Source organism: Borrelia recurrentis A1, assembly GCF_000019705.1.
In the GTDB taxonomy this organism is placed as follows: Bacteria; Spirochaetota; Spirochaetia; order Borreliales; family Borreliaceae; genus Borrelia; species Borrelia duttonii.
The window spans coordinates 395,201-407,162 of the sequence record NC_011244.1 but is presented as its reverse complement, the minus strand read 5'-3'; the positions used below and the strand labels follow the sequence as shown (position 1 = coordinate 407,162).

At 28.3% G+C, this 11,962-nt stretch carries 9 protein-coding genes and 1 pseudogene; 6 read left to right on the top strand and 4 right to left on the bottom strand.

What is annotated here, in order from left to right; translation table 11 throughout:
• Positions 1–9: 9 nt before the first annotated feature.
• Together BRE_RS01895 and BRE_RS01890 are read right to left on the bottom strand one after the other, a co-directional pair.
• A complete protein-coding gene (locus tag BRE_RS01895) occupies positions 10–723 on the bottom strand; it encodes a 5'-methylthioadenosine/adenosylhomocysteine nucleosidase (protein WP_012538857.1) in 714 nt (237 codons plus the stop codon).
• Between the two features lie 13 nt (positions 724–736).
• Positions 737–1,882 (bottom strand): HD-GYP domain-containing protein, encoded by a 1,146-nt coding sequence (locus BRE_RS01890; protein WP_012538856.1) that lies wholly within the window; start codon positions 1,880–1,882, stop codon positions 737–739.
• Positions 1,883–2,016: 134 nt separating this feature from the next.
• Here BRE_RS01890 and BRE_RS01885 point away from each other — a divergent pair, with 134 nt between their 5' ends.
• The 6 genes and pseudogenes from BRE_RS01885 (at position 2,017) to BRE_RS01860 (ending at position 10,240) form a co-directional block, all read left to right on the top strand.
• Positions 2,017–2,796, top strand: a complete 780-nt coding sequence (locus BRE_RS01885) for a hypothetical protein (RefSeq protein WP_041177706.1) — start codon at positions 2,017–2,019, stop codon at positions 2,794–2,796.
• Complete coding sequence (gene gltX, locus BRE_RS01880; protein WP_012538855.1) at positions 2,765–4,285, top strand: glutamate--tRNA ligase; 1,521 nt, start codon at positions 2,765–2,767, stop codon at positions 4,283–4,285. Before BRE_RS01885 ends, gltX begins: the two co-directional genes overlap by 32 nt.
• 23 nt (positions 4,286–4,308) lie before the next feature.
• Positions 4,309–5,637 (top strand): glycine--tRNA ligase, encoded by a 1,329-nt coding sequence (locus BRE_RS01875; protein ID WP_038366224.1) that lies wholly within the window; start codon positions 4,309–4,311, stop codon positions 5,635–5,637.
• A gap of 4 nt (positions 5,638–5,641) precedes the next feature.
• Positions 5,642–6,862 carry a tyrosine--tRNA ligase gene (gene tyrS, locus BRE_RS01870; RefSeq protein ID WP_012538853.1) on the top strand — a complete coding sequence of 407 codons (1,221 nt, stop codon included), beginning with the start codon at positions 5,642–5,644 and terminating at the stop codon, positions 6,860–6,862.
• A gap of 10 nt (positions 6,863–6,872) precedes the next feature.
• Positions 6,873–9,163 (top strand): annotated as a pseudogene (locus BRE_RS01865) (AAA family ATPase).
• A gap of 24 nt (positions 9,164–9,187) precedes the next feature.
• Positions 9,188–10,240 carry an NAD(P)H-dependent glycerol-3-phosphate dehydrogenase gene (locus BRE_RS01860; protein WP_012538126.1) on the top strand — a complete coding sequence of 351 codons (1,053 nt, stop codon included), beginning with the start codon at positions 9,188–9,190 and terminating at the stop codon, positions 10,238–10,240.
• Between the two features lie 20 nt (positions 10,241–10,260).
• Here the strand turns inward: BRE_RS01860 and BRE_RS01855 are convergent, their stop codons facing one another.
• Positions 10,261–10,524, bottom strand: coding sequence for a PTS transporter subunit EIIB (locus BRE_RS01855; protein WP_038366215.1), 264 nt, complete (start codon positions 10,522–10,524; stop codon positions 10,261–10,263).
• Positions 10,525–10,528: 4 nt separating this feature from the next.
• The gene (locus tag BRE_RS01850; protein ID WP_012538852.1) at positions 10,529–11,902 is read right to left on the bottom strand and encodes an aminopeptidase; all 1,374 of its coding nucleotides are present in this window, start codon (positions 11,900–11,902) and stop codon (positions 10,529–10,531) included.
• Positions 11,903–11,962 lie beyond the last annotated feature (60 nt).

Here is an 11,962-nt window from a genome sequence, read left to right as displayed (position 1 = left end):
CCTTACGTATTATATAGACTTAATTAGTTCCCTTACCATTTTGGCTGAATTTTTTGATGCATCTTGTAAAAATTTATTAAAATCTATGTGATTATTTTTGTTGTTTGGAAAGTCAGATATTGAACGAGTGACTATAAACGGTATGTTGAATGTGTATGCTACTTGGGCAATTGCTGCACTTTCCATTTCTACAGCCAAAGCATCTTTAAAATCATTTTTGATTTTTTCTATCTGTTTTTCATCTTCAATAAATTGATCACCTGTAAGTATTAGACCAATATGAACATTAACATTTTGAAATTTGTCTTTGATAATACTAATGACTTTGTTTAGTAAAGTTTTATCTGATTCGAATTTTTGTGGAAATCCTGGCACTTGTCCTATTTGATAGTCAAATTGCGTTAAGTTGAAATCGTAAAATGCTGTTTGTGATGATATTATGATGTCTGATATTTTAATGTTTGAAGATTCTTGAAGTCCTCCAGCAGTTCCTGAGTTGATTATATGGGTAATTTGATATTTTGCTATAATATAACTATTCCACATGGCTGCATTTACTTTTCCAATGCCAGTGGTTAAAGATATTATTTTATGTCCCTCAATTTCTCCTTTATAAATTTTTTTTTCACCTAGGTAATTGTCTATTTTGATTTCTTCTTTGTTTTCAATAATTTGATGTATTTCTCTTGCTTCTTCATCCATTGCAGATGTTATTAAAATCATGTTTTGCTCCTTTTTATATTTCTTTTAAACTGTATTTTTTTAAAATAAGGTTTATCTCATCTTGTCTTAGTATTTTTTTGATACCTGTTTCTGTTTTGGGTATGGATTTAATGTAACCTTGATTGTCATTAGGATGTATAACTTTGCCATCTTTTATTATGTACTTTATATACGGAACATTAATATTTATTTCGTTGATTTTTATTATTTTAGCAATTGAATTGTCATTAAGTTCAACTATAAAGTCTAGGGGACATTGAGATAGAACTTTAATTATTAGTTTTAAAACTCTTTTGTCAAATTTTTTATCAGCATCTTGTATTAATTCGATAAGAGATGCTCCCGAGCTTGAGGCTCCTTTATATATCTTATCTAAAAGAATTGCACTATATGCACTAGCAGCACCTATTATATTAGCCTCAATGTTAATTTGTTCACTTTTAAGTTTGTTTGGGTATCCTGATCCATCTAAATTTTCTTTATGTGTAAGTATTGCTAGACAAATAGATCGTGAAAAATTAGTGGTTGATATTATTTTGTGTCCAAGTACAGGATATTTTTTGATTATTTCAAATTCTTTGTCAGTTAATTTTTCTTTTTTTTTACTTATGCTTAAAGGTATAAATAAAAAACCTATTTTATGAAGAAGAGCTGTTGTGCAAAGTTCAACAGTTTTATGATTATTTAAATTCATTTCATTGCCAAGAGCTACAGTTAATATTGAGGTATTTATTGAGTGAACAACATGATAATCAGATAAGAGTTTAGGTATTTTTATATATTTGATGAATGTTTGTTGATTTTTTTTATAAAATTCCATTACTTTTTTTACAATGGGAATGACATCTTGGTAATAAATTTTTTTGTTTTTTTTGCAGGTTTCGTATATTTCTTCTAAATTGCTTATTAGTATGTGATAATTTGCAATAGATTCTTCATCATACTCTTCATTAATGTTAATATATTTTTTTGTTTCTCGTATTAATGATTCATTAAAGAAATTTCTTTCTATTTGTATTGCGTTTTTAAGCCCCCATTTTTCAATGAGCTCGGTGTTGATAGGTTGTAATAGTGAATCTTTGGGCCATATTAAGAAATCTTTTTCTATTACATATGAGAAATTTTTTATTTCTTTTGCTAAATTATCAAAGCTTTGCATTTGTCTCCTTAAGCTTTAAGCTTAATAATAAACATGTAACAATGGATTGTTTATTAATTTTCTATCTATTTAGTATAATGATACTATATGTGCACTTAATTTTAAAATAGAACTTTATTATAAGAGATTTTTTGATGGTTGACAGAATACTTTTTATTTTTAATATTTTGTTTTTTTGTTTTTTTTTATATTTTATTTATTTTTTACAAATTTTCAACTTTTCAAGTTTTTTAAATTTTATTATTTTGCATCGATATTTCATTTTGTATTTTATTGTATTTGTCTTTGTTTTTAATATTGTATATTCTAAATTTTTATATTCAAGATTATATTTTATATTAAATGGTATAGAGAATACTTATACTTTTTTAAGACTTAAAATGATTCGCAAAACACTTAAGAGTGTATTTGATATTTCTACGCTTTTAAAAATAACTTTAATCAAACAAGATAAAAAAGCATTTGATGATATTTATCTTTATTTGAAAGATACTAAAATGAGTAATAAGACAATAATAGAGCTTTATGCTATATGTGTTAGTTTTAGAGAACAAGAAAAAGCTTGTAGTTTGATTATGAATCATGTAGAGAATCGTAATAAATGGGTAAGGTATTGTGTATCACTACATGCAATTTTTGATGAAGATTATGAAAAATTGAATAATGAGATAAATTTTTTAAAAAAATCCTTTTTAAAAGGAGATCTTATTTTTACAATTTATTTTTATTATCTTTTAAAAAAATCAAAACTAGAACGTCATTTGGTTGAAGAGAAACGACTTGAAATTAGGAATAAGTATTTAAAACGTAAAGATAGACTTAATATTAAACATACAAAATTACTTGGTTCAAATTTATTTTTTGTAGTGTTTTATTATATTTATGATATTTCAAAAAAGGACATTTTTTATTAAAAGAGGTTGTGTTTTGAATATAAGAGTTAGATATGCTCCTTCTCCAACTGGTTTGCAGCATATTGGAGGAATTAGGACAGCTTTATTTAATTATTTTTTTGCCAAATCCTTTAATGGAAAATTTTTACTTAGAATTGAAGATACAGATCAGACTAGATATTATAAGGAAGCAGAAGAAGATTTGTATCAAAGTTTAGCATGGCTTGGTATTGATTTTGATGAAGGGCCTACTTGTGGAGGTTCTTATTCTCCTTATATTCAATCACAAAGAACAGAGATATATCGAAAATATGCTAAAGAGTTGATTGAATCGGGAAATGCTTATTATTGTTATTGTTCACCTGATAGATTAGAGAGAATTAGAAAAATTCAAACTATTAACAAGATGGTACCAGGTTATGATAGACATTGCAGGCACTTGAACAAAGATGAAATTAAAGATGCTTTAAGTTTAGGCATTAGTCCTGTTATTAGATTTAAAATTCCTTTTGATGGTGAAACTTCTTTTAATGATATTTTGCTTGGCAAAATTACATGGGCCAATAAGGATATTAGTCCTGATCCTGTAATTTTGAAATCTGATGGATTCCCAACATATCATCTTGCAAATGTTGTTGATGATCATTTAATGGAAATTTCACATGTATTAAGAGCCCAGGAATGGATTTCGTCAGGATCTTTGCATGTGCTTCTTTATAATGCTTTTGGATGGAATCCTCCTATTTATTGTCATCTTCCAATGGTAATGGGAAGTGATGGACAAAAATTAAGTAAGAGACATGGTGCTACAGCTTTAAAGCAATTTATTGATGATGGATATCTTCCTGAGGCTATTATTAATTATGTTACTTTGCTTGGTTGGTCTTATGATGGCAAGAGTGAGTTTTTTACCAAAAATGAACTTCAAAAATTATTTTCTATTGATAAAATCAGTAAATCACCAGCTGTTTTTGATTATAACAAATTAGATTTTTTTAATAGTCATTACATTAGGACAAAAGAAGATCATGAATTAGCCGAACTCTTATTGCCTTTCTTGCAAAAGGCAGGTTATATTAAAAAGGATAGTAATTCTTGTGACAAAGAAAAATTATTGCTTTTGGTCCCGTTAATAAAGCCAAGGATTAGAAAACTTGGTGATGCTGTTGGCATGCTTAGGTTTTTTTATACAAATATTTCAACTTGGAATGTAAATGAATTTTTGGGGAAGAAAAAAACAGTAAGAGATATTTATTTATTGTTAGAAAAAATTAAACCAGTATTAGAAGGTTTTGAAACAAGGATATTGTCCGAGAATGAACAAATTTTTTATAATTTTGCTAAGGAAAATAATCTAAAAATAGGAGAGGTTTTGATTCCAATTAGGATTGCAGTTCTTGGAAGTAAGGTATCACCACCTCTTTTTGATTCTTTGCAATTACTTGGTAAAGTTAAGGTCTTTGATAGAATAAATAAAGCACAGGATTTTTTAAAAAAGTATGAATTATAGATTAAGTTTTTAGGATGTTTGATATGGCTAAAATAGAAGATATTATTTCACTTGCTAAGAGGCGAGGTTTTGTATTTCAATCCTCAGAAGTTTATGGGGGTTTGTCGGGTGTATGGGATTATGGGCCTTTAGGTGTTGAGATTAAAAAGAATATACAGGAAGAGTGGTGGAAAAGTATGGTTTACTTTCATGAAAATGTTGTGGGATTAGATAGTGCTATTTTGATGAGGCCTGAAGTTTGGAAAGCTTCTGGACATGTTGATAGTTTTTTGGAATTATTAGTTGATTGTAAAAATTGTAAGAATAGATTTAGGACAGATTTTATTGATTTATCTAAGGGGTGTCCTAATTGTGGTTCTATAGGAACTTTTACAACTCCTAGAAGTTTTAATTTGATGTTTAAAACTAATATTGGGGCTGTTGAGGATAGTTCTAGTGAGATTTATTTAAGACCAGAGACTGCGCAGGGTATTTTTGTTAATTTTCGTAATGTATTGGATACTACAAGACTTAAGGTTCCATTTGGAATAGCACAAGTTGGTAAGGCTTTTAGGAATGAGATAATAGCAAAGAATTTTATATTTAGAGTTTGTGAGTTTGAACAAATGGAAATGCAGTTTTTTGTACATCCGAGTCAGATGGATGATTGGTATTGTTATTGGAGAGAGAAAAGAATGAACTTTTTTATTGAAACTCTTGGAATCAAAGCTGATAATCTTAGATTTCAAAAACACAACGATGATGAGCTTGCTCATTATGCAAAAGCTGCAGTTGATATTGAATATAATTTTCCATTTGGTTTTCAAGAAATTGAGGGAATTCATAATAGAGGTAATTATGATTTAAATCAGCATGCTAAATTTTGTGGTAAATCTAAGTTGTTTGAATATCATGATTTGATAACAGGTGATAAGTATATTCCTTATGTAATTGAGACTTCTCTTGGACTTACAAGAAGTGTACTAATGACTCTTTGTGATGCTTATGCTTGTGAGGAACTTGAGGGAGGGGATAAGCGAATAGTTTTACATTTACATCCTAAGATTGCGCCTTATAAGGTTGCAATACTTCCTCTTGTAAAGAAAGATGGATTACCCGAACTTGCTAGAAAAGTGTTTATGCAATTTAGCGATGATTTTTATATGTTTTATGATGAGAATGGTACGATAGGTAAGCGTTATAGACGTCAAGATGAAATTGGTACACCTTATTGTGTAACAATAGATTATGATACGATTGAAAATAGGACAATAACTTTAAGAGATAGAGATACTATGACTCAAACAAGAATTTCTATTGATGATTTGTATTCATATGTTAAAACGGGAATTCTAAATTACAAGGGAGTTTAAATAAATGAATTTATCCCTAAAGGTTTTAGATAAGAGAGGATTTTTAAAGCAGTGTACTAATTTGGAAGAGTTAAGTACATTAATGGATAGAGAAAAAATAGTTTTTTATGTTGGAGTTGATGCTACTTCTGCTTCTTTGCATATTGGACATTTAATTCCTTTTATGGTAATGCTTCATCTTCAAAGACAGGGTCATATTCCAATTATTTTAATTGGTGGTGGAACTACAAAAATAGGAGATCCTTCTGGTAAGGATTCAATGCGCAAAATTTTATTAAAAGAAGATATAGATGAGAATGTTAAGACAATAAGTTCTCAATTGCTTAAAATAATAGATCTTAGTAATGGTGGGTATATTCTTAATAATGCCGAATGGCTTGATGGCATTAATTATATTGAATTTTTAAGGGAAGTTGGTATTTATTTTTCTGTTAATCGTATGTTAAGTTTTGAAACTTATAAGAGAAGATTAAAAGATGGTCTTTCATTTATTGAATTTAATTATCAACTTTTACAGTCATATGATTTTTATATGTTAAGTCGTATGAAAAATTGTAAACTTCAAATTGGTGGTGATGATCAGTGGGGAAATATTGTCTCAGGTGTTGATTTGGTTAATAGAAAATCGGGAAACAAAGTGTTTGGGCTTACATTGCCGCTTATTACAAGAAGTGATGGTAATAAAATGGGTAAATCAGAAAAAGGAGCTGTTTATCTTGATTCAGAGCTTTATAGTGTTTATGATTTTTATCAGTATTTTAGAAACATTCCAGATTTAGATGTTAAGAAATTTTTATATTTATTTACTTTTTTAGAAGAAGAAGAGATTGAACGTATTGCAAGTGTTAAGGGACAATTGTTAAATAATGCAAAAGAGATTTTGGCATTTGAGATAACAAAAATCGTTCATGGTAAAGATGAGGCTTTAAAAGCATCCTCAGCAGCTAAAGCAGCATTTAAAGGAGGTGACGGGAGAGCTGATATTCCTTTTTTTAAATTGGAATTGACTAATTTAGAGGAGAGTATTTTATTAGTTGACTTAATGGTTTTAGCAAAGGTTGTATCGAGTAAGTCAGAGGCTAGGCGACTTATTGATTCTGGTGGAGTTTATATAGATAAAGTAAGGGTAGGAGATCAAAATTATTGCCTTTGTAAGGACAATTTTATCAATGGTGAAATTGAACTTAAAATAGGCAAGAAAAAGATTTTGAGAATTGTTTTATAATTGGTGTTTCATGTATAACAGAAGAGCTTTAAATCATTTGTTTTTTAAATCGTTTCTGTTTTTTGTGGAACGTAAACATCTTTTTTTTACCGAAGAACATATCTTTTATAGTTTAATTAGTGATGATGAAATTAGAGAATTGCTTAGTTTATGTGCACTTGATTTTTATAGTTTTAATAAAATTTTAGAAGAATTTTTTACAAAACTTCCTATAAGAAATGCTGATTTTTATGATTATTTTTTTAAAATTAATGATTTATATCAAAAAATAATCGATACTATTTTTTATTATAAAAAACCTTATGTATTACAAGAGAAAGATTTGTTATGGGTATTAATTAGGAAAAGAAAAAATACAATTTTAGATGCTTTATTAAAATCGGGTTTTAGTTTAGATATATTTGACAAAATAATAGAGATTTATGACTATTTAGGTTCAAATTTAGATTTAGGTTTTCTTAAAAATGAAAAATTGCTTACAAATGATCTTTTTAATAAAGGGATAGATAAATATGGAGGTTTAAATATTTTTGAGGAAGATTATTTTAAATTAGAACAAGATGATGATTCATTGGATGAGAACAATTTGGTTGATGATTTCTTAGTTAATGTTATTGATAATTTGGATCCCAATTTAGCTACAAATCCTTTGATTGGTCGCAAAAAAGAATTATATACATTAATTCAAATAATGCTTCGTAAACATAAAAGTAATCCAATTGTATTTAGAGAGCCTGGGGTTGGAAAGACAATATTGCTTCAAGGACTTGCTTATATTATAAGAGAAGGTCAGGTGCCTCATGAATTGATTGATTGTGAAGTTTATTCTCTTGATATTGGAAGACTTATATCTGGGACTAGGTATAGGGGAGATCTTGAAAATAGGGTTAACAAACTCTTAGATTTTTTGCATTTTAAAAAAAAAGTAATTCTTTTTATAGATGAGATTCATATGATAGTTGGAGCTGGTGCTACATCTTTTAGTAACATAGATGTTTCAAATTTATTAAAACCTATATTAACATTGGGTAAAATAAAATTTATTGGGGCTACTACCAAAAATGAATATAAAAAATTTTTTTTGAAAGACAAAGCTTTACTAAGAAGATTTCATGTTGTTGAACTTAAAGAACCAAGTTTAGAGGATACTTATCATATTTTGAAAGGGGCTAAGGAACAATATGAAAAACATCATCATGTTGAGTATACAGATGAAGCTATATGGGTTGCAATTACTATGTCTAAATACATAAAAGATAGAGCTTTGCCCGATAAAGCTTTTTATCTATTAGATGGTCTTGGCTCTAAATTTAAACTTGAGGGTAATAAAAAAGTTATAACAGGTGATGATGTTAGAGATTTTGTTAAGTATATGGTTGGAACCAGTATTTTTAATTTTGATGATTATGATCAAGATTTACTAATGAATTTGGAACATAAGATAAGAACAAGTATGATAATTGATGAGAGTATTTTATCCGAATTACTTTTGCATATTAAGCTTTTAAGAATTAAATTTTTCTTTAAAAATAGTACTCTTGGTATTTTCATTTTAATTGGATCTTCTGATGTAGATAAGAATAAACTTGCGTGTGTTTTATCAGAAGAACTTAATATGCCTAAACTTACTTTGGGAATGAGTGAATATTGTGATTTTGATGGTATTAATCGATTGATAGGACCAGTATATGGTTCTGAAGCTTATGATGAACCTACTAAATTCTTTAAATTTTTAAATGAGTCTTTAAATTCAATTATTGTTTTGTCAGATTTTGATAAGTCTTCTAAGAGAGTTATAGATTTTTTTTTGAAGGATTTAATACAGGTAGACTTTTTGATAATTTTGGTAGAAGTGTCAGTTTGTCAGGTAGCATTATAATTATAGATATTAATATAGAATATAGAGAACTTGATGGTATTATTGGATTTAAAAATGAAACTGTTGATATCAGAAGTTTATTAGAAAAACGTTTTTCTAATAAACTTCTAGACTTAGTAGATCATGTTTTTTTCTTTAGACCTGTAAGTAAGAGTGATTTTACAAGGGTGATTATTGAAGAGGTGAATAATTTTGTTAAAATACTAAAAAATGAAAAAATCGATCTTTTTTTTGAAGAGGCTGTTATTGGTTATTTTCAAAAACATATTTATGAGAATGGGCTTGGAATTAGGGGTATTCGTAAAATTGTGATTAAAGAAATTGGAAGTTTGTTGATTGATGATTTGATTTTGAAAAAATTTAAAGAAAATGATAAGATTAGAATTTTTCTAGACGAGACGATTAAATATGAGTTATTATAATTTTATGGTTATAAGGAGGTATATATGAAAATATCTATTGTGGGAGCAGGGGCTTGGGGTACTGCTGTTGCTAAAGTTTTGGCAGATAAGTTTAAGGATCCTGTTTTAATATGGTCTTTTGAAGAAGATGTTAGAGAGAGTATTAATAATAGCCATGAGAATACTAAGTATTTAAAAGGTATTAAATTGCCAGATAATTTGATTGCAAGTTCTGATTTACTTGATATTGTAAATCAATCTGATTATATTTTTGTTGTAACCCCTTCTCTTTATACTTTGAATGTTTTAAATAAATTGAAAAGTGTGCTTACTACTAAAAAGTTTAAGCTGGCAATATTAACAAAAGGTTTTATAACAATTGATGATAAACCTTGTACTATTATAGAGGTTGCAGAAGGTGTTTTAAGAGAATATAAGGATGAAATTACTTATATTGCAGGACCAAGTCATGCTGAGGAAGTTGGACTTGGAATTATTACGGGACTTGTTGCTGCTAGTAGGAATAGAGCCAATGCTTTTGAATTTATTAATTTATTTAGTGGTACTTCTATTTCTATGTTTTATAGTTATGATATTCTTGGTGTTCAGGTGGCATCAGCTTTAAAAAATATATTTGCCATTGCATTTGGAATTTTGGATGAATGTAAAATTAAAGATCCAAATTTGATAGGCAATAATACAGAGTCTTTTTTATTTTCTGTTTCTTTAAATGACATGAAAAATATTGCATTTAAGCTTGGATCTTGTAATGAGGAAACATTTTTGTTTTTAGCTGGTTCTGGAGATTTAGATGTTACATGTAGAAGTATTTTTGGAAGAAATAGAAGATTTGGTCGTGAAATCGTTGGCAAAAATATTTTGGAGGATTTTAGAGATATAGATGATCTAATAAGTAACATTAATAAAATTGGTTATTTACCTGAAGGATTGGTTGCTGCTAGGGAAGTTGCTTTGCTTTTTAAATTTTTAGGTATTAGTTCAGATTTTCAAAACTTGGCAATGATAGTGTATAAGATTTTAAATAAAGAATTAAAACCAGAAGCAGTTATTGATTATATAAAAAATTTTAAATTTTAGGACCCAAATAGTTGGGTCTATTATTTTTTTTTATTTATCATATATATTATGTTGGTGTAAACATCGTCAATTATTGCAAAATTCATTACGATTTCTGTAACTTCGTTTGACTTAATTGCCCCTATGATATTTTTATTTTTTGTTAAGTTTTCTCTTTTAACTAAAGAATTACTGTCAACTAATATTTTTATTCTAGTTAAATCTTTAACTACTTGTTTTATGTTTGTAATTCCCCCAAAGCATTCTAAAATATGTTCTGATGTTTCTATTGTTTCTTTATGCATTTTGTCATCCTTTAAAGAATGCTTTATAAGCCATATAAGCAGTATATATGTCAAATTTAGAGGTTATTTCAAATGGTGAATGCATGCTAATAACTCCAGGTCCCATGTCTATTGTTCTAATTCCATAGTGTGCTAGGAATTTTGCTACAGTTCCTCCTCCTCCTTCTTCTACTTTTCCAAGTGTTGCTACTTGCCAAGCTATATTGTTTTTATCTAATAAATTTCTAATATAAAATACAAGTTCAGCATCAGCATCACTGGCCATAATTTTACCTCCATGACCTGTGTATTTCATTATAGGTATTCCATATCCTAGCTTTGGTGCGTTTTGTTCATCATGTACTTTAAATAGAGGATTTATTGCACCGCAAACATCTGCGGAGATGCTTTTTGAGTTCCATAATGCTTTGTGTACAATAAGGTTATTATATTCTTTTTGTTTTAGTTTAAATATTATATCTGATACAAAATATTCAAGATATCTTGATTGCAAACCAGTTGAGCCAGTTGAGCCAATCTCTTCTTTATCTACCAAGAAACATATAGCGGTTTTATTTGGTGTTTCTTCTAAATTTAGGATAGCTTCTAGTGATGTATAGGCACAAACTCTATCGTCTTGTCCATAAGCTCCAATGAGTGCTCTGTCAATTCCTACATCTTTTGCTTCTCCTGCTGGTACTATTTCTATTTCTGCTGAAACAAAGTCTTCTTCTGATATATTGTATTTTTCTTTTAATAATGTAAGAGTAGCAAATTTTACTTTTTCTTTCTCTCTAGACTCAATAGGTAGACTTCCAATTATGATTCTTAGATTTTCTCCTTCAATAATATCATCAGCTTTTTTGTCTCTTTGAACTTTTCTATCAAGGTGTGGTAATATGTCGGGAATTACAAATACAGGATCATCATTATTGTCACCAATGCTAATTTCTACTTGTTTTCCATTGTGTAAAAATATTATTCCTCTTATTGATAGGGGGGTAGATAGCCATTGATATTTTTTGATGCCACCATAATAATTTGTTTTCATCATTGTAAATTCATTTTCTTGACTAATTGGTGATGGTTTAGCATCAAGTCTTGGTGAATCTGTGTGTGAGACAATAAAATGCATTCCATTTTCAATAGGTTCTCTTCCTATAAATACAAGAGCTATGTTTTTGTTGCGAGATGTGTAGAAAATTTTGTCTCCAGCTTGAAGTTCTTTTTTTTGGCAGGCGCTGATGAAACCTTTTTCTTTTGCTTTTTGTATGGCATAGTTGGTAGCTTCTCGTTCTGTTTTTACTGTATTTAAGAATTTCTTGTATTTGTGAGCAAATTCTAATATATTGTTTTTCTTTTCTTCGTTTAATGACAGCCAAGGATTTTGTTTAGTCATAAAATTCCTCCTCTTAATTACTTATTATAACATTCTAGCACTTGTAATTTGTTATATATT